The following is a 24,493-nucleotide window of genomic DNA, read 5'->3' on the forward strand; positions in this document are numbered from 1 at the left end:
CCGCACACCGTCAAAGGTCTACAAACAGGTGGAGTACGAGGGCCGAGGCGGCTATGTCGAAGGTTGCGCGATCTGCGAAGCCACTTGCTCGGGCGTCATCGCGCCGGTCCACACACGTATCTTCGCCAGATCGCCCGGAAGGTAGTGGCCCGTGGCGCCGACGGCCGAGCCCCTGCCCGCGGAGAGAGCTCCACCGCCCTGCTGGGGCATCTCAAGGCCGACGTCTGATGGGCTCTGCTGAGCGAACTGACCGATGAACAACTGCGCTACGCCGAATCGCTGATCGCCGTCACCATCGGTGAACGGGAGTCCCGCGTCGAAGACCCCGGTCACATCGACCCAGGTGTCCCATTCCTTCTCGCCCACGGTCTCCTGGGCGGCGGCCAGCGCGGTGTCCGTCACTTTCCCGGTGCCGTCGACTGCCGTCCGGCCGAACTTCCACTGGTAGGTGCCCTCCGCGGGCTTCTCCACCCACAACGCCCACGACGACTCCTTGCCGACCGGTGTGGCCTGCGCGGCAACCAGTCCCCGGTAACCGACCGGCTTGACCGCGAGCAGCGCCTTATTCAGTCGCACCCGCGCCGACACCGTAAACGAACCGGTCTCATCAACCACCGGACCCGTGGCCGAGGCGTAACCGGAGCTGCCGTTGAGTACCAGCGCCGTCGCGTCCTCGCCGCTCAGAGTCGCGCCTGCCCCGGACAGTGTCATGGGGCCGCGCCGGTAGGGGAATGTGGTGCTGGCCGGGTCATCCGGATCCTCCGGGCTCTCCACCACCTGACTGCCCTGGGAGATGGTGGCGTCCCAGTGCGCCACCAGTTCGTTCGTCGGCGCTCCATCCTTGTCCAGTCGGTCTTCTTCCCGGATCTGCTCAGGAGTACGGGCGTCCTGCCAGACGGCGATCTCATCGACGCGGCCCAGGAAGTACTCGCCGTACGCTCCTGCCACCTTGGACCGTCCGATCATCAGGTTGCGGTCGACCGTCCACGGCTCGTACGTGGGCGCCACGTCGGCCAGGACGATCGGGTCGCCTTGAGGTCGTCCGTTGATGAACAGATGGATCGTGTCGTTGCTCTTGTCGGCGTCGTTCTGTGTGTCGAAGACACCGGTCAGGTGTGTCCACACCCGCAAGGGAGGACTTTCCGCATCCGCCAGCGAGCGAATGTACACCGGATCGTTCTTGTCCCGGTCAGTCCGGTTGAAGACCCACTTCTTGTAGGCGGCCGAGTAGTACAGGGTGAGTGCCGAGCCGTACTCCCCCGGTGCCGACAGCACCACGTGATTAGTCGACGCGTCGGTGAGATACGCCCAGGCGGAGACGGTGAACGAATCCTGCGTGTTCACGGCCGCGCCATCCGTCGAGGCATAGCCCACCTGCCGGGATGGATCGCTCACGTTGTCGTTCAGACGCAGCGAATAGTCGCCGGCACCTCGCCTGGCGAGGGTCGACCAGCCAGTGCCGGCCTCGTCCCGCAGTACGAGGTTGTGGCGGGTGCCCACCTCGCCGGTGTCCTTCGCCACCGTCAACCCCGACCCGGGGCCGCCGTCGTCGAATCGCCACCGTCCGGTCGGCCCGGGAGCAGCCGCCACCTTGAAGGCCAGTTCAGCAGGGGGTCCCCAGCGCACCCGCCCTTCCTTGTCCAGCTTCAGATCACTGGCCTCCACCGACAGCGTCTGCGTGCCAGGCAAACCAGGCTTGACGTCCTTGACCTGCACCGAAGCATTCGTGGTCGGGGCAGTCACCCGCTTGGTCGCATCGGCATCCGAGGTCAGCAGCCGCCACCGGTAGGCCTTCACGTCCTTGTCAGCAGCGTTCGGTTTGAAGGTGAAGGTCCCCGGTTTGCCCGGGCCACCGTGTGCTGCGCAGTCGTTGGCCGTGCACTCGGTGTACGGGGCGCCGGGAACGATGACCGGCACCTTGGGCGCGGTGGAGTCGATCCGCAGATAACACCATGCCGAGTAGGGCGAGAACAGATCGCCCGACTTGCCGTTGTACGCCCAGTGCGACTGGGTCCGTGCCCGGAACCGGTACAGCCCGCCATCGGCCCGCTTGTCCGTCGTCGTCTTCTCTAGCGTGCCGTCCGGATCCCAGCCACTGTCCGGCTTGTAATCGCTCCACACCTGCGACCAGGATCCCGAGTTCGTGTCCGTGCTGCTGCGCTGCATCACGAACTCCGCCTGCAGGGATCCTTCTTCATCGCCCTCATGGGCTTCGACCTTCGTCTGCACACGCGCCTGGACCGTTGGCGTGTCCACCGTCACCGTCAGCGGATCCGATGAAGAACGGCACTGCGCTTTGGTGCCCGTGCCCGGGATGGCCCCGACCGACGTCGGCACGCCGGGCTTGTGCGCGTACCACACCTTCAGCTCCGCGTTGGAGTCGAACCGCTTCCAGGCCCGCGGCTCGCCCTCGTCCTTGGCCCGCAGCATCAGCGTCAGCCTGGATATCTTGCCGTCCGCCAATGACCGCACCGTGGAGGTGAGGTTCTCATCCGGCTCGTCCGGGTTGTCGTTGAACTCGATCCACTTGTTCGGCTGCTCCGGGCTGCACAGATCCCCCCGCCCAGCCGATACATAGCGGTCGCCCATCTGGTCCAACTGCTTCGGGCCCGGCCAGCGCGTCCCCTCGGAAATGTTGTCGGTCCGCTCGAGGTCCACCCAGTACGGGTTGCAGTTGAACGACCACGTCTCATACGCCCGGAACGTCGCGTCCAGCACATGCTTACCCGCCAGCTTCGACGCGCCGAACTCGAAGTACATCCGGTCTCGGTAGCCCGACCCGCAGTAGTAGCCATCCGCGCTGCCGCACAAGCCGACACCCTTCGGCTCGTCGAACTTCCAGAACCTGTCCCCGTCGGACGACAGCTTCGTCCACTCCGACGCCCCCAGACCCACGGACGGATCGATGAACACCGGATACGCGGTCTTCTCCCCGCGCAGCAACTCCAGGTCCGGCTCCACCGAAACACTGCCGTTCCCGACGGTCACCGGCAGTTCGGCGGTCGCATCACCCTCGCCCGGCTGAGCCAATTCATCTTTGGTGTTGCTCAAGCTCCGCTGCTTCCCGGACGGTACCGACCGGGACTGGGTGCGCGCACCCACGGTGTCTTCCCCTGCCGAGTCCCACATCCGCCCCGCCGGGCCCCGGAACACCGCGTTGCCATCCGCGTCAACCGCCCGCACACCACCACCGGCACCCGGCACCACGCTCAGGCCGTCCCCAGTGGCGGTGAGCTTGATCTTCTCCAGTTCCGGGTTGGCCGCCGCCTCAACCGTCTTGACCACCAGCACCTCGCGGTAGCCCTCGGCCGTCGCCGTGAGCTGCAGATCCACCCCCGCAAAAACATCCGGGTATGTGGCGGTGGCCCCATCCAGCGTCGGCGCCGGCAACGAGCCGGGCCAGCCCAGCCGTAACTCCTGCTCACCGCGCCCCATGGCCAACATGCCCGAGCCGCTCCCGCCACCGGAGAACGACAACTCCACCACGGCGGACTTCGGCCCCACTCTGCCGTCCGGGTACCTCTGCAACGTGACATCGATGTCGCGCCACGTACCGTCAGCGGCACGCGCACGCCGCGGCTCCGTCGACTGGGTGAGGGTGAAGGTGCCGTCCGGGTTCGCCACCGTCTGCGAGTACTCAGTCTGCGCCGAGGTCACTTCCACAGGCTCGCCGGATGCCACTGCCCGTGCAGACGCCGACTCCTCCGACAGCTCCGACGCGGGTGCCGCCGCATGCGCGACAGGCGAGAGGGACGCGACCGGCGACAGGACGGAGAGCAGCATCTCCGTCGCGAGCGCCCCACCGACCACAGGAAGTAACCAGAGTCTTCGCGCTCGCGCACGCCTCGGTCTCCACCCCAACTCCACAGTCCCCACCCCAGAGTCACAAGATTTTCAAATGCGCAGCGAGTTAACGGCCCTCTGATTCCCTCCGTCAACGTGAAGCAGATCACGTTTCCACTGGACGGGTGACTTACAGCCACCCGTCTGACACGACCTCCAGCACGACTTTAGTGATCACTCGAAACCCCGCCCCGCTCCTCAACCGCCCACTAACGATCACTGACCGAGGCCCGCCACTCTTGCACCCCGCCCCTCGGCCGTAGGCAAGACACCAGAGATGTGCGGGCCCCCTTCCACAGCGAGGGAAGAACCCCATCCTCGGATGACCAGCGTGAACAACTGGTCGAACCGGGAACCCGGCGCCAAACCCCGCCCGAGTTTCCGCCGCGGTACAAGCTGCGCACAGTGACCGAGGCAGCTCCGTCCGGACAGAGGAACGAGGCAGTGCTGCACCGAGAGCGGTGAAACCGCTCCCCCATCGTCGAGACATCCAACGCCTGGCAATAATTGCTCTGACCGGCGAGCACACCAACCCGAGCCCGGCCGAAAAAGACCACGTCCCCGCCGAGCCGACGTGGCTGCATAGGGATGTGGCCTGGCTGGAAAGCTCTGGGACCCGGGCAGCCGAGGCCACAGCCACGGAGTAGGGCTTCGCGCGGTTCGGAACTGTTTGCCGTGAGCAGCCGGCTGAGGAACATCGCAGACACGGGGTGGACGAGCGATTGCGATCAGGTCGGCGGCCCCCTGGCCGGCCTTCTCCGGAGCCACCTACTACCGGCCCCTCAGACCACGTTCGCGGTGAGGCCCGAGTCCGATGCGCCTGGCGCGGGCTACTGCACCTGTTGCCGAGCAGCTGCCCAGCTCACCACGTCCGACACCGCTCCTTCGAGCCCGCCCGCTGGCGGCCCCATGAAGCACGAACAGCGCGACGAAGCCTGGCGCTGCCGCACGCACCCGAAAGGGGGCGCCGCCGGTCAGATTCCTCGATGAGCCTTGGGTGATGGCAGTCGCCCTTGCTACGCGTGATCGAGGGCAAACCCGCCTGGCGCGAAGGCCCGGACGGCTCCCGCGAGGTGTGGCAATGGGACACCGAAGGCGACCTCGCCCGCCCCACCGAGCAGACCGGACACATCACTCAGTCCGTAGCGTCGGGCAGCATCTCACCTCTCGGCATATTGCAGAAACAGCACACCCAGGACGACGAGTCCGGCGGCTTCCAGGATTGAGACCGCGACCAGAAGGGCGCTGTCCACGCTGTGGCACCAGAAGGTGATGAGTGCGGCAAAGGGAGTGACGAGGAAGGCCACCAGATCGACGACTGTCTGTGTGATCTTGCGCGAGATGCGTCTGTCGTCGCTGCGATGGTAGGTCTCCCAGCCGAACAGCGGTTCCTCCACGTTTGTGGCCTCTGCGAGCCGGGACGCGAGCTCGGTGCGGACGTAGCGTCCGATGGCTGAGATCTTTTCGTCGTTGACCAGGTGCGTCCATCCGAGCACAAGACACACCACCGGAAGGGCCAGGATCAGCTGCGGGTAGTCCGTCTGCGCGGCGACAGCCGCGACGGCGGTCACGGCCGCGAGCGTCACGTACAGCAGGTTGTCCCGAAAGCTGATACGTGCACGCTGCTCGTCCTTGATCTGTGCGTACTCGGCAAGGAGTAGGGCGCTGGTGCTCCGTTCTCTGTCCGTCATGGCTGGCTGTCACCCTCGTTTTCGCGACACCTTGACAGGGGGTGGCTCGGTGGTACCCGTACTCGGCCCATAGTGCCTGGACATTCAGGGAGCTGCAGTGCTCTCGGCAGCTCCCTGGCCGGTCGGCCTCCGCATCCGGTTCGGGAGGACTCAGTCGGTGCTGTCCGCGGGCGGTGGACTGTCGGCGTTGTTCCGCTCGATCCATGCCTTCCCGTCGGCGGCGATGCCCTCCAGGAGACGGAACGTATGGGCGAAGCCGGCCGCGTCGAGGTTGATCTGCGAGAGGTCCCGGGCGTTCTCGTACGGTTCGAGCTGGTGGCTGTCGGCGTCCTTGATCCGGATGGTTCTGGCCGGGCCGTTGGAGAGGAGCAGCACCATCTCGTAGCCGATGCGATCGTCCTCGGTGACCTGCACGGAGGAGAACGCGTTGAAGCGGTAGTTGGTACGTTGTTCGCCCGGGCGAGTGGCGCGGGCGAAGTCGACTTCGGTGCTGATCTCGCGGATACCGTTCCGTGTAGCCAGGAACAGCCGCAGGGTGTATCGGGAGTAGCGCCAGGGGCCGCCTCGGCGCCGTGCTCGTCTGTAGGGGCGTGCCGGTGTCGTCAGGATCGTGTGGGCGATGATGTCGTGCCAGGTGAGCTGGTGGTGACGGAGCACATCGGCGGTGAACAGGACCTTGTCGTGGCTGAGCCACGCCTCCATCTCGGCGTCGGAGGGCCGGATGGCGTCCAGGTGCTCCTTCCAGCGCTGGAACTCCTCCTCACGCGCGTACATCCGCCGGTGGTACTCCTGCGTCTCCTCGGCAAACCGCTGTTCCTCGCTGCGTATGTCCAGCCACACCGCCGCTGCCCGGCGCCCGCTCCCGATGCCGCCGAAGAACACAGCGACGGTCAGGAAGCCGTGGAACGCACTCGCCGAACCTGTCGCGGCGGTGACGGTGACGGCCAGGGATGTGACGCCCAGGACGGCGAGGGCGAGCACGCAGGCCAGTTTCGTCGTCACCGGAGTCCGGTACTGCTGCCGGTGGGCGAACAACGTGCCGTTGTTATGGCGATCCTTGGCGTCCCGGGCCAGGTAGCGGATCAGCCAGTTGACCCGGTCGACGCTGATTCTGCTCTCCCGGTAGAGGAACGCGACCTCGGCGGCCAGAACAGCGCGGATGCCGGCGGTGTGGGCGAGCCACTCGAGCCGGTCGCACCCGTGCGGCAGGTACTTGCCGAAGTAGTGCTCGAAGGACTTGCGGACACGGCTGGTGAACCCGTCCGCCGCGGGGACTCCGCCGCCCGCGGATGCGGGGGAGGGGGCGGCCGAGGAGCGGGCCGGATCGGGTACCGGCTCCTGGTTCGACGCTTGGCCCAGCTCCTGCTCCTTGGCCTGCAGCCGGTGCTTGTTGTGCCACCATCGCTGGCCGAACCGGGCGGCGAGGAATCCGGTGCCGAGCGCGATCAGCAGCTCGACGATCGCGGTCACCGGCTCCGCGATCACTGCCGAGATCCCCAGGAATCCCCCGGCGACGACGAACAGACCGGTCCAGGCCGCCAGGCGAGGACGGTAACGGAAGGCGGTGCTCTCCTCGGGAGGCCGGGTCCGTGCCCCGATCGGATCGGGCTCGAAGTAGTACCGGACCCGCCGGGAACGGTCGCCACGGAACTGCCCGGCCTTGGCGAGCTCGCAGACCTCGGCCCACAGGCTGGCTTTTGTCCGGCTGGTGAGCACGAGGTCGAGGTGGTGGACGATCAGGTCACGCTGGGGCGGTGCCAGATCCCCCAGCCGCTTCAGCACAGCGGCGGTCTCACTGTCAGCTTTGCCGGGCAGTGCCAGCAGATCGAAGACGACCTGCAGACCGGGTTTCCAGTCCTTGTCCTCGGCGTAGCCCTGCATGACGTCCCGCGTCCGGTCCAGCTGACGGCGCTCCTCGGCACTGAGGTCATGGTGGGCGCGTTTGCTGAGCATGGCGAGCGCCCAGTAGAAGCGGATCTGCGGGCCGTCGTGGTTGTGGGTGATCGCGTCCCAGATCAGCTCCCGCGCCCGGCCGGGTAAGCCTTCTTCCAGACAACGGACCCCGACCTCGTACTTCTCCTGGGGCGAAGCGTCCGGCGGGACGATGTTGATGGTGGAGTCGTGTACGGCCGAGGCCTGGACGGCGACGAAGGAGCCATGCGCCTCGTTGTGCGTGGAGGGAAAGCCCTCTGTCATACCGGGTCACCCGCCGCCGCGATCAGGGCCGCAAGACCGGCGGCCAGTTCCGGGTAGTCGGCGAGCAGGCCGCGTAACTTCCTGAGCGCCAGAGCTGCCTTCTTCGGAGGCGCCGGGGCGTTCGCGGCGCACTTCTCCGCTACACGCCTCGCGATGCTCAGTTCCGCCTGTGCCTCCTGGTGAATGTCCGCGTCGAGGGTCCCGTCGGCGTGGTGCCGTGTGAGGTCCTCACGAAAGCGGTCCAGCATCGCGACCAGTTCCATTGGGGTGGACGCCTTCGGAGTTGCCCCGCTGACGTGGACGGTGCTGCCGGTGACCTCTCCGGCCATGATTCCCACCGTGCTGGAGAAGGCCGTGTTGACGACACTTCCGCCGCCCCTGCCAGTTCTGTCTTTCTGGGCCATGACGATCTGCTCCTCTTCTTCTGCTTTCTCTGCCAGCTCTGCTTCCTTGATCAGTTCCGCAGCCAGCCGTACCGCGAAAGCCGCCGCGTTCGCCGCGGCGCGCGGTTGCCGCTCGCGGTCCTCCGCGCCGTTCTTCGTGCCGTCCGCCCGGTCACTGATGCCACGGATGACGCCGACCGGCAGGCCGCTGAGATGGCCGGCCTGTGCCACGCCGGCGGCTTCCATGTCGATCGCGAACGCGTCGTTGTAGTGCTGCCGGAGCCATGCGGCCTCGGCGGAGTTCCGCGAGTTCTGCAGGACCTCACCGGCGGCTATCGGGCCGAAGTGCACCCGCGGCACTCCCCCGTTCTCCGGTGCATGGCCGGCCCGGTCCGTCATCCGGGCCAGATGCTGGCCGAGCTGGATGATGGGGTGCGGCGCCTCCCACACCCGGGGCCGCGCCTTGAGCCCGTCGTCCTCGCTGGTCGCGCCGTGGTAGGCGTACACATAGGTGGCCATCACCACGTCGCCCAGCGCGATCGAGCTCCGCATGCGCCCGGCGACGCCGACGAACAGCACGGCTGCCGGAGAGAAGTGCTCGATCGCGCGCTCCGCCAGCACTGCGGCCGAATGGTTCCCCTTGCTCGTCAGGCCGAGTGCCACCCGGCACGACGTGCCCGGCACGGTCCCGACCTCAAACCGCGTGCCGCTCTTGTGCACGGTCACCTGCGGTTCGGCCAGTTTCCGGTGCACGGCCTCGTATTCGAGATTGAGGGCGGTAAGAATCACCACCAGGTCATTTGGCATGTGTTCTCACTCCTTTCCGTGTTCCTCTGTTTGTTCTTCCACCTGCTGTTCCGCCGGTGCCGGCACAGGCCGGACCAGCGGAGGCGAGAGCACCGTGGTCGGTCCCGCGCGGAACAGGCGTGCGGGGCGCCCCACCGTGGTCCTACGTCCCATCCCGGCCGGAACGATGAACCCGTCCACGGCCTGGATCTTCCGGTAGAAATTCCGGGTGTCGAGCGTGACGCCCCACACCGCCTCGTACACCTGCCGCAACTCGGCGATGGTGAAAAGGTCTCCACAGAACGCCGTGGCCAGTGAGGAGAACTCGAGTTTCGTACGGGCGCGTTCAATTCCGTCCGCCACTATCCGATCGTGATCGAAAGCAAGCTTCACCTGCCCGGAAAGGACCGTGTCCGCCGGAACCCATGAGGCATTCGCGGCATCCGTTCCCGCGACCGGCTCAGGAAGGCGCGGTGCGATCGCCAGATGCGCAACCGAGACGACCCGCCCACGCGGATCACGCCCTGGATCCCCATAGGTGGCCAACTGCTCCAGATGAAACTGCCGGGCATCAACAGCGGTCTCCTCGCCCAACTCGCGGCGAGCGGCCTCCGGGATCGCCTCACCGGCGTGGTTGAGGAAACCGCCGGGCAGCGCCTGCATGCCCGCGAACGGTTCCTTGCCCCGCTCAACGAGCAGGACACACAGCCGCCCCTTACGCAACGTCAGGATCACAAGGTCAACTGTGAGCAGAACGGACGGCGGCGCCCAGGAATCATCACGCATGGTGCCGACCGTAGCGAATTACTGTCACATTGACAATATATTTCCTCGATCTACCCTCTGTGGCAGATCACCTCCACGACTCGGACGGGCAAGAACCGGGCGAGTGGTGTAACCCCCGGTAACGTGCGGGTGTATCTACTGAAGGCGAACGGGTGCGTCATCGGCTACCTGACCGCCCACGACGCCAACCGGCACCGCCGCTGGGATCTGATCGAGGAGTCCTCGCCCGGCGACCAAGGCGACACCCTGCGCCCGCGCGTCATCCTGATCTGGGTGGCGGACGTCTACCGCCATCGGGGAGTCGACGCCGCGCTCGTGCAGGCACTCGTGGACGACTTCGGATGCCACGTTGCCGATGTCTACTGGTCGACCCCGATCGGTGACGCTGGCCAGCGCCTCACACGCCAGCTCTCGTCCGAGGGCATCTGGATCAGCTGGCCCGCAGGCAGACTTCAGCGCCGCTGATCAGCGGACACCAGCCCGAACAGCGGCCGGTCCACCACCTCGTGCGGTGAAGTCCAGATATTGAGCGAGCCTGAGGCTAATGTTGTGCCTTACGTCGGCGCGTGCGCAGCCCGGGAGTCGTGGTTGCCAGTGGGCGCACCCGCCGCAGGGGGCGATCATTGACCAGGGGGGCAAGTGGAGCCGAGAAGCGCAGCCGCTGCAGGAAGAGACTTTCCCTATGCGGCGGGGACGACCTGCTATATCGAAGTCCATGAGGACGGCAGAGTCACTCACGGGGACTCACGGGCCGGATACAAACGGGCCGTTGCGGGCAAGTCCCGGCTGTTCGCCGTATGGCCTGGCCAGTGGTCGAGCGACCTCTTCCTAATCGACGACCTCGACGAGTACGCCAAGGCACATGGGATCAAGCACGACCAGGTTCGCACCGGGCTCAGCGAGCACGTCCACGATGTGGAGTGGACCGAGGAGGTGGCCTACAACACCAACCCTCGCAGCCCGTACATCACCATCCGCCTCACCATGAAGTGCGGGTGCGAGATCCGAAACTTGGACACCTTCGCCAAGCAGATGCGGGAGCAACAAGGCTGGAGCGTAGCGACCAGCGTCGGCTGGGGCAGTAGCAGCGGCCCGGAAGGCACGTCCTATTCCCTGCGGGTGCGGCGGAAGAGTCTCCGCGCCTGATCAAAGGTGCGCTTACCGAGAATGTCATCCGCCCTGGTCGGAGGTCTGCACCGAACCCTGTGCCGTTCGGAAACTCATCCCTCCTGCTCGCGGGTGGTCTGGCGCGCCATCACCGTCTGCTGGAACCCTGTCCGGGTGATCGTTTCGCTCGTATACCAGGTGACTCGGAAGCTGCTCAAGGTCGCGGCGGTGCCCTCGACCACCTCTTGATCTGGAACGAGACGCACGCTCGGCAGGTCCTCGATGCTTACGCCCGGCATTACAACCCTCATCGCCCCTACCGGGCTCGCGGACAGCTCCCTCCCCTCCTCCAGGAGCACCCGACGTCCATGGTCGACCCGTCCGCTCACCGGGTTCTGCGCACCCGAATACTCGGCGGCGTGATCAACGAGTACAGATACGCCTGAAAGGTGTCAATATTCCGATCAGGCTGCTGAGCTGGGCGTTTCCTGTGGATGGTGAGGCGGTCGGGGTGGCGTGGTGTGGTACTCGTTGAGCTGTCCACCAAGGACCTGGCGGCGCCTGACTGTGCCAGCAGGTAGGGGGATGATGTGCGGGTCGTCGTCGGGGGCACGTAGGCCCAGGCTGCGGTGGGCTCGTCCGGTGTTGTAGTGCTCGGCGTACTGGTCGAGGACCGTACGCAGGTGTCGTTCGCCGGTGATGAGGAGTCGGTCGGTGCATTCGGCGCGGGCTGTGCGTATCCATCGTTCGGCGAACGCGTTGGAGCGGGGGCTTTGCGGCGGTGTCGGGATGACGGCTGTGCCATTGCCAGCGAAGACGGCATCGAACGCGGCGGTGAACTTGCTGTCCCGGTCACGGATGAGGAACCGAAAGCACCCAGCCCTCTCTTCGAGGTCCATGAGCAGATTGCGGGCGAGTTGGGCAACCCATGCACCGGTCGGATGGGCGGTGACACCCAGGACATGAACGCGCCGGGTCGCGATCTCCATGACGAAGAAGACATACAGACGTCTCAGGAAGACGGTCTCTACGTGCATGAAATCGCAAGCCAGCAGCGTGTGTGCCTGGGAGCGGAGGAAGGAGCGCCAGGTCTGCTGGGATGCGCGCTGCGGTGCGGGTGGCAGGCCGGAGCGGCGCAGGACGCGCCGGACCGTGGCGGCGGCGACACGATGGCCAAGCCGTCGCAGCTCGCCCTGGATCCTGACGTACCCCCAGGTCGGGTTCTCTCGCGCCAGGCGCTGGATGAGCGCCGCAATCTCTTCCGGCAACGGTGGCCGGCCGGGCCTGGCCGGTGCCTGCCGCCACTTCCAACGCACCAGACGGCGGTGCCAGGCCAGCAGCGTCCCCGGGGTGACCAGCCGATGGCGGCGCAAGGCGGGCGGAAGGTGCCGTGCGAGAGCGGAGAGCACAGCACGATCAGCCCACGACAGCCGCGGCCGCTCTACCTGCCGGCGCAGCACGGCGACCTCATGGCGGAGAGCGAGGATCTCGGCGTTGTTCGCGGCAGCCGACCGGCCCAGCAGGAGGAGGCAGCCCAGTAGGCGGCAGAAGATCAGGTAGAGCAGTCGCAGACCCACAATCACTGATCATGCCCATACGTGGGCAACCACAAAGCCCCAGGTCAACCACCCTACGGCAATAAAGACACCCTTCAGGCGCCAAGCACCGGTCAGACCCGGTCGTCCGCCGTTGTCCGAAGAGACGGTCGCGCTCATCCAGCGCCTGGCGAGAGAGAACCCGACCTGGGGGTACGTCAGGACCCAGGGTGAGCTGCGACGGCTCGGTCATCGGGTTGCCGCCGCTACGGTCCGGCGCGTCCTGCGCCGCTCTGGTCTACCGCCCGCACCGCAGCGCGCCTCCCAGCAGGCCTGGCGTACCTTCCTCTGCGCCCAGGCCCACGCGCTTCTGGCCTGCGATTTCATGCACGTGGACACCGTTTTCCTCAAACGCCTCTACGTCTTCTTCGTCATGGAGATCAAGACCCGGCGCGTTCACGTGCTGGGTGTCACCGCCCACCCGACCGGCGCATGGGTCAGTCAACTCGCCCGCAATCTGCTCATGGACCTCGAGAACAGGGCTGATTGCTTCCGGTTCCTTATCCGTGACCGGGACAGCAAGTTCACCGCCGCGTTCGACGCCGTCTTCGCCGGCAACGGCACAGCCGTCGTCCCGACTCCGCCGCAAAGCCCCCGGTCAAACGCGTTCGCTGAACGATGGATACGCACAGCCCGCACCGAGTGCACCGACCGCCTCCTGATCACCGGTGAACGACACCTGCGCACGGTCCTCAACCAGTACGCCGAGCACTACAACGCGGGACGGGCCCACCGCAGCCTGGGCCTACGAGCACCCGACGACGACCCGAACGTCATCCCCCTGCCCGCTGCCGCGGTCAGGCGCCGCCAGGTACTTGGCGGACTACTCAACGAGTACCGCACCACGTCACCCCGGCTGCCTCACCGTCCACAGGGAAAGCCCAGTTCAGCAGCCTGATCGGAATATTGACACCCTTCAGGGATCAACGGGGCAATCCTCTGCTGCGACCACGGCAATGTAAGGAGAAGACGCAGTGGATCTGGCTTTGGCGCCGGAGACCTTGGCGCGATGGCAGTTCGGCATCACGACCGTCTACCACTACCGCGGACCACCGACCCGCGCACCGCGATGCTGCTCGGCGTCGCCGCATGGCGCACGTCCGCACTGCCGGAGTCCCGCCGGGCCGTGCTGGGTGCGCTGGCCCAGCCCGAACTGGACAACTTCACCGACCCGGCGCCCGGTGACGAACCGACGCGGGTCCTCGACGTCTCCGGGCGCACGCTGCTCAGCATCGGCGACAGCACCGCCTGGCGGACGTGGGATGTGGGAAACCACCGCCGTATCGCCTCGGGGCCGCTACCGCACGGGTCGGTGCTCGCCGTGGGCCCGGGCGGCCGGGTACTCGTCATCCAGACCGCTGACAGGACCCAGCGGCTGTGGGACACCCGAACGAGGCGCTGGATCGGGGGTCCCCTGCCGGACACGTACACCGTGAGCTTCGGGGCGAGTGGGCGCAATTACCTGGTGACGAGCCTGTTCGACGACCGGGTTGGGCTCTACTCCGCCACCGACGGCCATCTGGTCTTCCGGACCCCGTCGGCCGGCAGCGGGGAGCGCGCCGCCGCGGCGGCCGACGTCCGGCTGCTGGTCGTCTGCCCGCGCGGCCGGGCCCCGCAGGTCTGGGACACGTCCACGCGCAGCGTCCGCTCCGGTGCCTGGACGAACGCTCGCGGCGTCTGTGATGACGGAACCCTCCTCCTCGACCTCACCGGCGGCCGACTCCTGGCTCTTGCCGGGGGCCGGGTGCGAGTGTGGGACACCGCTTCGGGACGAAAGCTCGCCGACGTCGCCCACCCGGGTGCCCTTTCGGCCGTCGTGAGCGCGGACGGCTCCTTTCTGGCGACCGGCGGCGGCCAGGAGATCAGAGTGTGGCGTCTGTCCAAGGGCGGCGCCCCCGTTTTCCGACACCCCTTGGACAACGAGTCGCTCTCGGGTCTCGCCTGGGACCCCTCGCGGCCCCTGCTGCGGTACCTCGAGGGAGGCACGGTCCACACCCTCGACCTCACCACGACGCTCACCCGCGCCTGGCGCACGAGTCCGCTCGCAGGGGTCAGGCTCAGCCCCGACGGCAGGACGCTCGCCACCGCCGAACGTATCGGTGACCGCTACGTCTTCCATCTGCGGAACACGCGTGACGGCCGTCTGCTGCGAACCCTGCCGACCCCGTCACGTCCTTCCTTCCGCACCGGCGCCCCGAGGGTCCCCGGGGACATCACCGAGCCCTTGCTGTCCTTCAGCCCCGACGGCGGCACGTTCGCGTACGGAGTCTCCGCCCCCTGGGACACGGCGCCTCAGCGTCTGACGGTGTGGGACGTGGCCGCCGGACACGCGAAGGCCACGGTAGACCTGGCGACGGCGTCCACCACCTCCACGGACGCGATCGCCCTGGGACCGGGCGGTCGTACGCTCCTCACCGCACGTCTGACCGAGGGCGGCTACTTCAACGAGACATGGGACACCACGCGGCAGCGGAGGACGGCGCTTCTCCCCGACCAGCGGCGGTTGCCTGTCGACCACCCCCGATCGGTGCCGTCTCGCTCGTTCACGCCATCTCAACCAACGCCGCCCCGGGACACCCATGAACCCAACCGGCCCGACAACACGACGCTTCCCGTTGATCGCCCGCTTCCGCACCGCCTGCCTGCCGCTGCCCGACCGCGTACGCGCCCTCGCCGAGATCGCGGAGAAGGCCGCCGCAGGAAGCGACCAAAGCCCGCCCTTCCAGGTCGGTCAGGAACTTCTCGCCGTCGCGCATCACTCCGGCGAGCACCCGTACGGTGGTCTCGCCGCGGCTCCGGAGCCCACCTCGATGACGCCCTGCCGTCCGGCAGGACGACGTCGGCCGTGGTGTTCGGAGGGACGACGGCCTCCACGGTGAGTTCACGCCCGGAGAGCGCCCAGGACACCTCGGCGGTGCCGTACGGCGTGCACAGACGTGCTCCGGCCTGGGTGACACCGCCACCCGGAGGGGGAACGATCCGCAGGCGGCGATATCCGAGCGTGGCGGGAGCCAGGCCGGCCGCCGTACGGTGACGCGGCCCCGGACGCACTTCAGCGGGCGAGCAGTCCGCGGAGAACCACCCTTTCCACAGCTGTGACGAGTTCCGTCAAATGGGAGGCGTCGGCGCGGAGTCGGTCCGCGCGCCAGGAGAGGCCGAGAACGCCGTTCATGGCAGCCCACAGCGCGGTGGCGGTGGTGACGGGGTCGAGGTCGGCGGCGAGCGAGCCGTCGGCCACCCCGTCGGCCAGGGCGGCGGCGAGTTTGGCGTTCTGCTCGTCGACGAGCGCGGCGACCCGTTCCAGGGCCGCGGGTTCGTCCGGCGGCTCGGCCAGCAGGCGGAACTGGTGCGGGCGCTCGGCGGCGAAGCGGACGTACGCGGCCGAGGCGGCCCTGATGCGTTCCACGGGGGTGCCCGGGGCAGCGTAGGCGTCGTCCATGTAGGTCCGGTTGTCCTCGAGTGCCCGCTCGGCAACCGCGATGAGAACGGCCGCGCGGCCGCCTACCCGGTTGTACACCGTCTGCACGGCGACATCCGCGCGTTCGGCGATGCCTTCCAAGGTGACCGCGTCGGGGCCTCCGGCGGCCAGCAGTTCCTCGGCGGCGTCGACGATGGCCGCACGGGTTGCGGCGGCCCGACGTGTCGTGCGTGTGACCTTGATTGCCATGGTCTCCGCTACTTTACGAGGTGCCCGAACGGCCGGACCCCCTGGGCCGCTTCCTCCAGCCCCAACTTCAGCGGGCACCGGCCTGGTGGCGCTCATGCACCGCCGGGTCGTGCCAGCCCGACGCCGAGGCGAGGCCGAGGGCGCGCCGGACCGTCTGAGGGCGGAAACCGACACGCTCGAGCATCGGCCGGAACAGACCGGGAGCGTTCGCGGTCAGGGTGAGGGACCTGGGGACAACGACGCGGTCCGCACGGCGCTCGATGCCGCTGACGATACCGGCGATGACCTTCTCCAGCGACACCATCTTCCACAACCCCTTGGAGTTGCCGCCCCAGAGGGCGTGCCCGGCCGGGTCCGCGGTCACGTCGTCCATCATCGGAGTGCGGAAGAACGTGGGGTGGGCGCTGCCCACACCGACACCCAGGTGACGAACCTCCAGGCGAAGGCTGTCGCACATCGCCCACACGCCCGCCTTGCTCGCGGTGTAGGAGATCTGGAGCGGCGAGTGCACGAAGGCGGCCATGGAGGAGATCGCGAGGAGATAGCCCCGTTGGGCCTCGACGTGGGGCAGAGCCGCGCGGAAGGTGCGCCAGACGCCGTTGAGGTTGATGTCGATCACGCGCTCGTAGGCGGCAGGGTCAATCGTCGCCAGGGGGGCCACGGTGTCGATGCCCGCGCCGGCGACGGCGACATCAAGGCGCCCGAAGTGCGCGGTGGCTTCGTCCATGGCCGTCTGCAGTCCGGCCAGGTCGCGGACGTCCACGCCCCACCCCCGCGCGACTGTGTCGCCACCCAGTTCCTCCGCCTGGGCCTGGGCCGCCTCGGCGTCGAGGTCGAACAGCGCGAGGTTGGCACCCCGCTCGCGCAGGGCGTTGGCCAGGGCGATGCCGAGGCCGCCGGTGGAGCCGGTGAGGGCGACGGTGCGCCCGGTCAGGTCGTAGCGGGTCATAGCAGCCTGCCTCTGTTCAGCGGTGGATGCGGAGGTCTGGTCCACATGACGTCTGGAGCCGGTTCCCGGGTCATCGAGGGGATGTTTCCTGCGCGACAGGGACGTGGGCGGCCAGGAAAGCCAGCTGGTCGTGGAGGACACGCTCGAAGGGCTCACCGCGGTAGATGTCGAAGTGACCGTCCGGATAGCGGCGGATCTCGCCGCGGGGTGCCCTGCGGGCGTACCTGAGCGTGGGCCCCGACGGGGCCACGCTGTCCGTCTCGCACACGCAGAACAGCACCGGGCAGACGATCCTCCGGGTCCTGCGACCGGGCCGGTACCGGACGATGTCGAGGGCGAAACGCGCTGCCACCCGGTTCTCGAACGGGGCATCGCCGGGCACCAGGGCGAGGTACCCCGGCTCGGCGTCCGGTGCGGTCATCAGTGCCGCCGAGCCGGGGTGTCCGGCGGTTGCGACCAGGACGGGTGCACGGCCCAGACACATGCCGACCACATCGCGCATGGCGCGAGCCATGACCTTCACCGAGCTGATCGGACGCATCGCGAGAGCGGAGGCCACGCCGTCGGTGAACAGCCCCTGAGCGATGACCGCGGCGATATCCGGGTCCTGCGCGGCGGTCGTGAGGACATGGCCGCCGCTGAAGGACGTGCCCCACAGGATCACGTGCCGGGGATCGGTCTCCGGCCGGGAGCGCGCGTACGCCACGGCGGCCCGCCAGTCCTGGAGCTGTCGTCTGATGCTCAGGAGCTGTCGCGGCTGGCCGCCACTGGCCCCGAAGTGCCGGTAGTCGAACACCAGACACGCGTAGCCGGCGGCGGCGAAACGCTCGGCGTAGGCGTCCAGCCGCATCTCGCGGACCCCACCGAGACCGTGTGCCATGACCACCACGGGACGCCGCCCCCCGCCCTCGGGCAGGTACAGCCAGGCGTGACACTCGTCCGGCCCCGAAGGAAACGTCACATTCAATCGGTCGGTCATCGGACCTCCGTAACAACCGCTCGCCTTGTTGGGATCGCGAAAACTTGGAACCACTTCCAACATTAGAAGTTAATCCAACATTGCGGGGCTGTAAAGCAAATCGACGGCAACGAACCCGTCACGTCTCCACTGGGCTCTGGAGCCACGCTCTGCCCTTCGAGGAGGATGTGCCGGCCTGTGGGGCGATCACCGATCGAGGGCGCGGAGTACTGCACGCGGGCCGCGCCCCTCATGGCAGGTGCATCGCCGGTTGAGCCCTCAAGTAGTTCCCCGCGGGCCCAACCTTCTCGGTCCGGGAGGTGTCGTGCGGTCAGATGTTGTTGCCCCCCTGCGCCTTCAGCGGTTCTTTGGGCGCGGCTTCCCGTCGAAGGAAACCGTGATCCTCGACATCTGGGAGCAGACGAACGCCCGTCTCATGGAGCTGATCGAGACCGTGGGCAACCTGAGGCCGAGGTGCCGCCGATGCTCACCGAGGCCGTCGTGACCCGGTGTCGCGTATACGGGGGGCCTCTTCCCCGCCCCGGCTCCGGTGATCGAGCAGTCCGAGACCCTCATGGCGACCGTCAACCTCCACACGGTCGTCCGGGAGGACCATCTCGCGGACGCACTGCGTGTGCGGTACCCGGAACTCGACGAGATGGACGCCAAGGTGTGGAGTTCCGCCCCGCTTACGGCCTCCGTTGCGCGGAAGCCGCCCAGGACGTCTTCGACCGGCTTTCCGCACTGACGTCAAGGAACTCGTCGCATCGCACCACAGCAGGCTCCCGTCGCCCCGGCGGCATCGCCTGGCGCCTCGACTCCGGGCTCAGCCCTCTGCCCAGTGGCGGTCGAGGGGCTCGTTCAACATCTGCAGGGCGTGCTCGCGCAGCCGAGCCAGATCCTCCGCCGTGCCCTGAGGAAGAGCCGCCCAGTGGTGATGGGCCGCGCGCAGGGCCGTGCCGACGGCACCGACGACGAGGAAGGGGCGCAGGTCGGTGTCCGGGTCGACACCCTCGCGCTCGGCGAGCTTGCGCGCGAGACGGTCCTCGATCGATAGGGCACGCTGGTAGTGGGCGGCCAGCAGCGGCGGGGAATTCTCCAGCAGCCACACGATGCGCGTCCACAGCTCCCCAGTGCTGTCGTCGGCCTGCATCAGCTGCTCCACGACGGTACGGGCCGCGTTGGCCAACGCGGTGACCGGCGGCTCCTCGGCCGGGCGTGCCTCCAGGGCGGGAAAGATAGCCTCGTCGACCTCGGTGATCAGGGCCAGGGCGACCTCGTCCTTGGTGGCGAAGTAGCGGAAGAAGGTGCGGGGAGCAACCTCGGCGGCTTCGGCGATCTCGGCGACGGTGGTCTCGTCGTAACCGCATTCCACGAAGAGAGTCACGGCGGTCGAGATGATCGCATACCGGGTGCGCATCTTCTTGCGCTCCCGCAGACCGGGCTTCGCCGCAGTCGTCATATCGTCCTGCCTCCGCTCTTTCCGCAGGAAGTCTGCCACAGGTCACAAGGAGAGGCCGGGGCCCGCCGTCCCCACGAGGGCCCCGGCCAAGCGGGGAGCGCCAGAAGAAGACCCGCCCGGCGCCGCTCAGACCGGGCGGTACGCTCCCCGCGTCTAGGGGCGGGCCGCTAGACCCGCCTGGCAGGACGTCAGATGTGCACTGCCGTGCCTTCGACCTTGCGGCCCTGCCTGGTCAGCAGACCGATCGCGGCGCCCACGATGGCGACGACGCCGGCGACGACGAACGCGAGACTCATGCCGTCCATGAAGGCGTGGTGCGTGATGTTCGTGATGACCTCGGCAACGGGCGCCGGGGTCTTGGGGGCGACCGGGGCGACGCCGACGGAGACCGCCTCCTTGGCCTGGGCGAGCTGCTCGCCGCGGAGCGGGGGCAGGTGGGCGTCCGACCAGCGTTCGGTGAAGACGTCGTCGACCTTGGCGGTCATCACCGCGCCCAGAACCGCGGTGCCGAGGGTTCCGCCGACCTGCATGGCGGTGGACTGCAGACCGCCGGCCACACCGGCCAGCTCGACCTCGGCGTGGCCGACGATGACCTCGGTGGCGCCGACCATGATCGGGGCCAGGCCGAGGCCCAGCATGCCGAACCACACCAGGGTGTCGTTGGCGCCCGAACCGGTGTCGAGACCGCCGAGACCGAACAGGGCTCCGGCCGTCACGAGCATGCCGACGACGATCGGCGGCCGTGGACCGAACCGGTTGATGAGCACACCGGCCAGCGGTGAGCCGACAACCATCAGGCCCGTCAGGGGGAGCATCCGCACGCCGGCGTCGACGGCGCTCATGCCGTGCACGTTCTGCAGGTAGAAGGTCATGTAGAACATGGCGCCGAAGAGGCAGAAGGCCAGCATCAGTATCAGTACGGTGCCCGCCGACAGGGGCAGGGAGCGGAACAGGCGCAGCGGCAGAAGCGGCTCCTTCGTCCGGCTCTCACGCAGCACGAACAGAAGGCCCACGACCAGGGTGGCGCCAAAGAAGCCAAGGGTCTTCGTGTCGCCCCACCCGTAGTCGGGGGCCTTGATCAGGGCCCACACCAGCAGGAACAGGGTGCCGGACAGCAGCACGATCCCGGGGACGTCGAAGGACTTGGAGTCCTGGTCGCGCTCGGTGTCCTTCAGGAACAGCAGACCCATGACGAGGGCGACGATGCCGACGGGCACGTTGATGTAGAAGCAGGACTCCCAGTTGACGTGCTCGACCAGCAGACCGCCGACGATCGGGCCGGCCGCGGTGGACGCGGCGACCACCGCGCCCCAGATGCCGATCGCGGAGTTCAGCTTCTCGGGCGGGAACGTGGAGCGGACGATGCCGAGCGCGGTCGGCTGGAGCATCGCGCCGAACAAGCCCTGCACCACGCGCAGGCCGATCATGACCTTGATGTCACTGGTCAGGCCGATGCCGACGGAGGAGGCGACAAAGCCGACCGCGCCGATCAGGAAGATCCTCGTGTGGCCGAAGCGGTCGCCGAGCTTGCCGACGGTGATCAGGCTGACCGCGAGGGCCAGCAGGTAGGCGTTGGTCACCCACTGGATGTCGGACAGTGAGGCGTCCAGGTCCTTCTGGATGGCCGGGCTGGCGATGGCGACGATCGTCCCGTCCAGCGCGACGAGCATCACGCCGAGCGCGACGGCCAGCAGCGACAGCCACGGATGGCCGCGCAGTCGGCGAATGCCCGCGGCGGCTGGGGCCGGCTTCTGGACGGAAGCCTCGGCAAGGGTGGGCTTGCTCACGGTGAGGGGTCTCCTGAACTCACGGTTCGATCGGATGAGTTCAGGTTATGGCATTAAGTGCCATGTGACAGTCGAGTGCCACATTAATTCGGAGTGACATATGGCACGTGATGCCGTCAGGGTGGGAGGCTCGGCGGCTGCACAGCGAGGTCGGCGAGCAGCTCCGCGGCCCGGCAGCGGCAGGTGCGCAGCGGCATACCCAGCTCCCGTGCGTCTGCCTCATCGATGGCGCCGACGCACAGGACTACGGCGGTCCGGTCATCGATGCGGGCCCTCGTGAAGCGTGGACGGCGCAGACGTCCGCCGCGAAGCTCTCGGCACAGCACTCCTACCTGCGGAAACGCGGTTCTGAGGTGTGCCGTCCGAACAAGATCCTACGCATGCGAAATCCCGTAGCGCTCCAAAATGGCTTCACCGGACCTGACCTGAGGTAACGAACCCGACCACCAGATTCCAGCATGATCAGTCCTCATGCTGGTGCGACTTACCTACCTGATTGCCACACGGATCTTCGCGTGGCTGTTCCTGATGTCTCGATCCTCTGCGGCCAAGAACGCGGAGATACTGATCCTGCGGCACGAGCTCGCGGTCCTGCGTCGACAGATCACCGCACCCAAGCCCGACTGGCCGGACCGTGCAGTGCTCGCCGTCCTGACCCGACTGGTCCCCCAAGTCCTACGCGAACGCCGGATCGTCTCACCGCGCACCCTGCTGGCCTGGCACCAGCGTCTGGTGAAGCAGAAATGGACGCAGTCGCCGTCTACCGGACGGCCGCCCCTGCCGGAGGAAACCGCGACCTGATCATCCGGCTCGGCGCCGAGAATCCCCGATGGGGCTTCCGACGCGTGCACGGCGAACTGCGCCGCCTCGGGCACAAGGTCAGCCCCGCCACCGTCCGGCGTGTGCTGCGAGCCGCCGGTCTCGGTCCCGCCCCGCGTTCCTCAAAGCCCAGGCCAGCGGCCTGCTCGCCACCGATCTCTTCCATGTCGACACCATCAACCTGCAGCGCCTCTACGCGCTATTCATCATGGAGGTGCGCACCCGCACCGTCCATATCCTCGGAGTCACCGCCCACCCAACCGCCGCATGGGCCACTCAGCAGGCCCGGCAGTTTCTGTGGCAACTCGGCGATGGGGCCGCAGAATTCACCCACATCATCCGCGACCGGGACGCGAAGTTCACCGCCACCTTCGACACCGTGTTCGCCAGCGAGGACATCACCGTGGCTAAGATCCCTCCACGCAGCCCCAACTGCAACCCACACGCAGAACGCTTCATCCGATCAGTACGGGAAGAGTGCACCGACCGTGTCCTGCTCTTCGGCCGTGGTCACGCCGAGAAGATCCTCCACGACTACGCACACCACTTCAACACCCACCGGCCTCACCAAGGCCGTGACCAGCTCGCGCCCAGCGACAATCCGAACGTCATCCCCCTGCCAGCAGCCAGGATCAAACGCCGACAAGCCGTCGCCAGCCTCATCAACGAGTACCACCGAGCCAGCTGACCATAGGAAAAATCCCAGCTCACAATCGGTGAAGCCTTTTTGAAGCGCTACGCATGCACCCGCCTCCAGCAGCGCGAACCCGTCCCGGCCGTAGACCAGAGCCATCTCCTCGCGCTTGCTCGTGGAAGCCGGCGGATGCCAGGAGTGAGTCTGCGGACCGTAGCGTTCTGCCCATTCCCGAACGGGCACCGCCTGGGCCAGCCAGTCCGGGGCCGCGCAGGCCAGCGCCTCCAGCGTGGCCCGCAGTGTCTCCCCGCCAGCTCCAGCCTGTTCAGGTCGCGTACCGCCGCCAACACGCGGGTGAAGTCGGTGCGCTGCTTGCCTCCGGCATTCACCAGGCCCCGGTCCTTGAGCGCGGTCAGCAGCAGGTCGAGCACCTTCTCCTCCATCCCGTGCTCGACCAGGCGCGTGCGGAACTCGGACAGCACCGAGGCGTCGAACCCGGGATCATCCAGCTCCAGGCCGAGGGCGTATTTCAAGTCCATGCCGTACCGCACCCGATGCGCTGCCGCCCGGTCGGTGAGGTTCTCGGTGAACTGCACTGCCGTCACCAGCGCCAGCTGGCCAGGTGACCAGCCCGGCCTCCCTCGGGTTCCGAACGCCTCGGCGAACTCGGCGTCCGCGAACAACTCGCCCAGTTCGTCACGGACCCGCATCGCCAACGGGTACGGGCCCCGTGCCGCCACCGCCCGCGCCACCTGCGCGGTCAGTTCGGGCACCTTCGGCCACGGCCTCGGCCGCATCGACATTCCACACCCCACCCGCGACCGGAACGCCAAGACGGCCGCTGCTGTCCCAACCAACGAGCCGCCAGCCCCGCCGGGCACGGAATAAGCCAGCAGGATCGTCACCAGCCGCAAACGGCGGTAATCAGTCCTTGGATGGTGATCTTCCTGGGCTGGGCGGCTCGTACACTGACGAAAATGGAGGACCACACGGCCACTGGGATCGGTGCACGTCCGGCGCCCGTCTTGCGGCAGTACGTCGACTCGTATGTCGGCTTCGACCTCCGCGGGCTCCCGACGGGGGTGCACTGCGGCCCGCCGAGCCGCGCGCTCACTGCGGTGATCAGCCTGTCAGATCCTTTGGAGATGGCGGCGGGCGTTGACGACGGGTCACCGGTCACCCGATTCGGCAGCGTGGCCGGCGGTCTGATGTGCCGGTCCGTCGCGATTCACCACGACGGACGCCAGCAAGGTGTTCAGGTATCGCTGACACCGCTCGGGGCCCGGGCCATCTACGGCATGCCCGCCGCCGAGCTCGTCCACCGACTGGTCCCACTTGACGAGCTTCTCGGAGCGCTTGCCGTCGAGGTGGTCGACCGGCTCCGATCGGCGACAACGTGGGCGGCGCGGTTCACCGCGCTGGACGAATTGCTCCTCCGAGCTGTCGGCCGTGGCGCCTGCGGCGACCATGTGCGCTGGGTGCGCCCCGAGGTAGCCGAGGCGTGGCGCCGCCTCGTCGCCGCGCGGGGTTGCGTCCAGGTTGGTGCGGTCGCCGCGGAACTCGGCTGGAGCCGTCGGTACCTCACCGACCGGTTTCGCGGTGAGGTGGGCCTGTCGCCGAAGACCTTCGCCCGAGTCTTGCGCTTCGAGCACGCGCACGAACTGGCGGCGGCGCAGGACCCGCTCCCGTGGGGCGATGTGGCAGCCGTCTCTGGCTACGCCGACCAGGCCCATCTCGTTCGGGACTGGCGCCAGTTCACGGGCCGATCGCCGACGGCCTGGCGTCGCAGCGAAGTCCTCCTCGGAGCCGGGTAGCCGCCAACCGTCTGCC

21 protein-coding genes and 1 pseudogene are annotated in these 24,493 nt (G+C 67.7%); 8 read left to right on the forward strand and 14 right to left on the reverse strand.

Going from position 1 to position 24,493, the window contains the following annotated elements; translation table 11 throughout:
- Nucleotides 1-51 precede the first annotated feature (51 nt).
- From ACFZDL_RS24305 to ACFZDL_RS24325, 5 genes are all read right to left on the reverse strand, one after another.
- Entirely contained in the window at nt 52-3,783 is a 3,732-nt protein-coding gene (locus tag ACFZDL_RS24305) for a LamG-like jellyroll fold domain-containing protein (protein WP_353592825.1), read from the reverse strand.
- Between the two features lie 1,220 nt (nt 3,784-5,003).
- Nucleotides 5,004-5,534: a hypothetical protein gene (locus ACFZDL_RS24310; protein ID WP_352142243.1), complete on the reverse strand. Its 531-nt coding sequence runs from the start codon at nt 5,532-5,534 to the stop codon at nt 5,004-5,006.
- Nucleotides 5,535-5,684: 150 nt separating this feature from the next.
- Nucleotides 5,685-7,730, reverse strand: a complete 2,046-nt coding sequence (locus ACFZDL_RS24315) for a hypothetical protein (protein WP_353592824.1) — start codon at nt 7,728-7,730, stop codon at nt 5,685-5,687.
- On the reverse strand, nt 7,727-8,920 hold the full coding sequence (locus ACFZDL_RS24320; protein WP_353592823.1) for a 5'-methylthioadenosine/S-adenosylhomocysteine nucleosidase: 1,194 nt from the start codon (nt 8,918-8,920) through the stop codon (nt 7,727-7,729). The genes ACFZDL_RS24315 and ACFZDL_RS24320 overlap by 4 nt, the downstream gene beginning before the upstream one ends.
- Before the next feature lie 6 nt (nt 8,921-8,926).
- On the reverse strand, nt 8,927-9,685 hold the full coding sequence (locus tag ACFZDL_RS24325) for an NUDIX hydrolase (protein WP_353592822.1): 759 nt from the start codon (nt 9,683-9,685) through the stop codon (nt 8,927-8,929).
- A gap of 129 nt (nt 9,686-9,814) precedes the next feature.
- On the opposite strand from ACFZDL_RS24325, the gene ACFZDL_RS24330 reads away from it, so the two are divergent.
- Complete coding sequence (locus ACFZDL_RS24330) at nt 9,815-10,150, forward strand: hypothetical protein (protein WP_353592821.1); 336 nt, start codon at nt 9,815-9,817, stop codon at nt 10,148-10,150.
- Between the two features lie 174 nt (nt 10,151-10,324).
- Entirely contained in the window at nt 10,325-10,831 is a 507-nt protein-coding gene (locus tag ACFZDL_RS24335) for a hypothetical protein (protein WP_353592820.1), read from the forward strand.
- 74 nt (nt 10,832-10,905) lie between these two features.
- Here ACFZDL_RS24335 and ACFZDL_RS24340 read toward each other — a convergent pair whose 3' ends face one another.
- Both ACFZDL_RS24340 and ACFZDL_RS24345 read right to left on the reverse strand, forming a co-directional pair.
- Complete coding sequence (locus ACFZDL_RS24340) at nt 10,906-11,091, reverse strand: hypothetical protein (protein WP_353592819.1); 186 nt, start codon at nt 11,089-11,091, stop codon at nt 10,906-10,908.
- A gap of 165 nt (nt 11,092-11,256) precedes the next feature.
- Nucleotides 11,257-12,369, reverse strand: a complete 1,113-nt coding sequence (locus tag ACFZDL_RS24345; protein ID WP_353592818.1) for an integrase core domain-containing protein — start codon at nt 12,367-12,369, stop codon at nt 11,257-11,259.
- Nucleotides 12,370-12,481: 112 nt separating this feature from the next.
- On the opposite strand from ACFZDL_RS24345, the gene ACFZDL_RS24350 reads away from it, so the two are divergent.
- Complete coding sequence (locus tag ACFZDL_RS24350) at nt 12,482-13,285, forward strand: integrase core domain-containing protein (protein WP_353592817.1); 804 nt, start codon at nt 12,482-12,484, stop codon at nt 13,283-13,285.
- A gap of 1,655 nt (nt 13,286-14,940) precedes the next feature.
- On the opposite strand, the gene ACFZDL_RS24355 is transcribed toward ACFZDL_RS24350, so the two are convergent.
- From ACFZDL_RS24355 to ACFZDL_RS24370, 4 genes are all read right to left on the reverse strand, one after another.
- Nucleotides 14,941-15,438: an alpha-L-rhamnosidase C-terminal domain-containing protein gene (locus ACFZDL_RS24355; RefSeq protein ID WP_353592816.1), complete on the reverse strand. Its 498-nt coding sequence runs from the start codon at nt 15,436-15,438 to the stop codon at nt 14,941-14,943.
- Between the two features lies 1 nt (nt 15,439).
- Nucleotides 15,440-16,054 carry a TetR/AcrR family transcriptional regulator gene (locus tag ACFZDL_RS24360; protein WP_353592815.1) on the reverse strand — a complete coding sequence of 205 codons (615 nt, stop codon included), beginning with the start codon at nt 16,052-16,054 and terminating at the stop codon, nt 15,440-15,442.
- A gap of 67 nt (nt 16,055-16,121) precedes the next feature.
- Nucleotides 16,122-17,003, reverse strand: a complete 882-nt coding sequence (locus tag ACFZDL_RS24365; RefSeq protein ID WP_353592814.1) for an SDR family NAD(P)-dependent oxidoreductase — start codon at nt 17,001-17,003, stop codon at nt 16,122-16,124.
- Between the two features lie 70 nt (nt 17,004-17,073).
- On the reverse strand, nt 17,074-17,982 hold the full coding sequence (locus ACFZDL_RS24370; protein ID WP_353592813.1) for an alpha/beta fold hydrolase: 909 nt from the start codon (nt 17,980-17,982) through the stop codon (nt 17,074-17,076).
- A 529-nt stretch (nt 17,983-18,511) separates the two neighbouring features.
- Between ACFZDL_RS24370 and ACFZDL_RS24375 the strand changes: the two genes are divergently transcribed.
- On the forward strand, nt 18,512-18,709 hold the full coding sequence (locus ACFZDL_RS24375) for a hypothetical protein (RefSeq protein ID WP_353592812.1): 198 nt from the start codon (nt 18,512-18,514) through the stop codon (nt 18,707-18,709).
- 78 nt (nt 18,710-18,787) lie between these two features.
- Here the strand turns inward: ACFZDL_RS24375 and ACFZDL_RS24380 are convergent, their stop codons facing one another.
- Together ACFZDL_RS24380 and ACFZDL_RS24385 are read right to left on the reverse strand one after the other, a co-directional pair.
- Nucleotides 18,788-19,423, reverse strand: a complete 636-nt coding sequence (locus ACFZDL_RS24380) for a TetR family transcriptional regulator (RefSeq protein WP_353592811.1) — start codon at nt 19,421-19,423, stop codon at nt 18,788-18,790.
- 188 nt (nt 19,424-19,611) lie between these two features.
- Complete coding sequence (locus tag ACFZDL_RS24385) at nt 19,612-21,210, reverse strand: DHA2 family efflux MFS transporter permease subunit (protein WP_353592810.1); 1,599 nt, start codon at nt 21,208-21,210, stop codon at nt 19,612-19,614.
- Nucleotides 21,211-21,681: 471 nt separating this feature from the next.
- On the opposite strand from ACFZDL_RS24385, the gene ACFZDL_RS24390 reads away from it, so the two are divergent.
- The 3 genes and pseudogenes from ACFZDL_RS24390 to ACFZDL_RS24400 all read left to right on the forward strand — a co-directional run bounded on the left by ACFZDL_RS24390 (nt 21,682) and on the right by ACFZDL_RS24400 (nt 22,717).
- Nucleotides 21,682-22,011: an integrase gene (locus tag ACFZDL_RS24390; RefSeq protein WP_353592808.1), complete on the forward strand. Its 330-nt coding sequence runs from the start codon at nt 21,682-21,684 to the stop codon at nt 22,009-22,011.
- Nucleotides 21,954-22,073: pseudogene (locus tag ACFZDL_RS24395) on the forward strand (transposase); the annotation flags it as partial. The gene ACFZDL_RS24390 and the pseudogene ACFZDL_RS24395, both read left to right, overlap by 58 nt.
- Before the next feature lie 164 nt (nt 22,074-22,237).
- Nucleotides 22,238-22,717 carry an integrase core domain-containing protein gene (locus tag ACFZDL_RS24400; RefSeq protein ID WP_353592807.1) on the forward strand — a complete coding sequence of 160 codons (480 nt, stop codon included), beginning with the start codon at nt 22,238-22,240 and terminating at the stop codon, nt 22,715-22,717.
- 47 nt (nt 22,718-22,764) lie between these two features.
- On the opposite strand, the gene ACFZDL_RS24405 is transcribed toward ACFZDL_RS24400, so the two are convergent.
- Nucleotides 22,765-23,436 (reverse strand): transposase, encoded by a 672-nt coding sequence (locus ACFZDL_RS24405; protein ID WP_353592806.1) that lies wholly within the window; start codon nt 23,434-23,436, stop codon nt 22,765-22,767.
- 204 nt (nt 23,437-23,640) lie between these two features.
- Between ACFZDL_RS24405 and ACFZDL_RS24410 the strand changes: the two genes are divergently transcribed.
- Nucleotides 23,641-24,477, forward strand: coding sequence for a helix-turn-helix domain-containing protein (locus tag ACFZDL_RS24410; protein WP_353592805.1), 837 nt, complete (start codon nt 23,641-23,643; stop codon nt 24,475-24,477).
- Nucleotides 24,478-24,493 lie beyond the last annotated feature (16 nt).

This window comes from Streptomyces sp. NPDC007917 (assembly GCF_042959105.1).
In the GTDB taxonomy this organism is placed as follows: Bacteria; Actinomycetota; Actinomycetes; order Streptomycetales; family Streptomycetaceae; genus Streptomyces.

Excerpts from the sequence above, each read along its gene's own strand:
- ACFZDL_RS24305 (WP_353592825.1), bottom strand. The coding sequence starts at position 3,783 with ATGCTGCTCTCCGTCCTGTCGCCGGTCGCGTCCCTCTCGCCTGTCGCG.
- ACFZDL_RS24310 (WP_352142243.1), bottom strand. The coding sequence starts at position 5,534 with ATGACGGACAGAGAACGGAGCACCAGCGCCCTACTCCTTGCCGAGTAC.
- ACFZDL_RS24315 (WP_353592824.1), bottom strand. The coding sequence starts at position 7,730 with ATGACAGAGGGCTTTCCCTCCACGCACAACGAGGCGCATGGCTCCTTC.
- ACFZDL_RS24320 (WP_353592823.1), bottom strand. The coding sequence starts at position 8,920 with ATGCCAAATGACCTGGTGGTGATTCTTACCGCCCTCAATCTCGAATAC.
- ACFZDL_RS24325 (WP_353592822.1), bottom strand. The coding sequence starts at position 9,685 with ATGCGTGATGATTCCTGGGCGCCGCCGTCCGTTCTGCTCACAGTTGAC.
- ACFZDL_RS24340 (WP_353592819.1), bottom strand. The coding sequence starts at position 11,091 with ATGCCGGGCGTAAGCATCGAGGACCTGCCGAGCGTGCGTCTCGTTCCA.
- ACFZDL_RS24360 (WP_353592815.1), bottom strand. The coding sequence starts at position 16,054 with ATGGCAATCAAGGTCACACGCACGACACGTCGGGCCGCCGCAACCCGT.
- ACFZDL_RS24365 (WP_353592814.1), bottom strand. The coding sequence starts at position 17,003 with ATGACCCGCTACGACCTGACCGGGCGCACCGTCGCCCTCACCGGCTCC.
- ACFZDL_RS24370 (WP_353592813.1), bottom strand. The coding sequence starts at position 17,982 with ATGACCGACCGATTGAATGTGACGTTTCCTTCGGGGCCGGACGAGTGT.
- ACFZDL_RS24380 (WP_353592811.1), bottom strand. The coding sequence starts at position 19,423 with ATGACGACTGCGGCGAAGCCCGGTCTGCGGGAGCGCAAGAAGATGCGC.
- ACFZDL_RS24390 (WP_353592808.1), top strand. The coding sequence starts at position 21,682 with ATGCTGGTGCGACTTACCTACCTGATTGCCACACGGATCTTCGCGTGG.
- ACFZDL_RS24400 (WP_353592807.1), top strand. The coding sequence starts at position 22,238 with ATGGAGGTGCGCACCCGCACCGTCCATATCCTCGGAGTCACCGCCCAC.
- ACFZDL_RS24410 (WP_353592805.1), top strand. The coding sequence starts at position 23,641 with ATGGAGGACCACACGGCCACTGGGATCGGTGCACGTCCGGCGCCCGTC.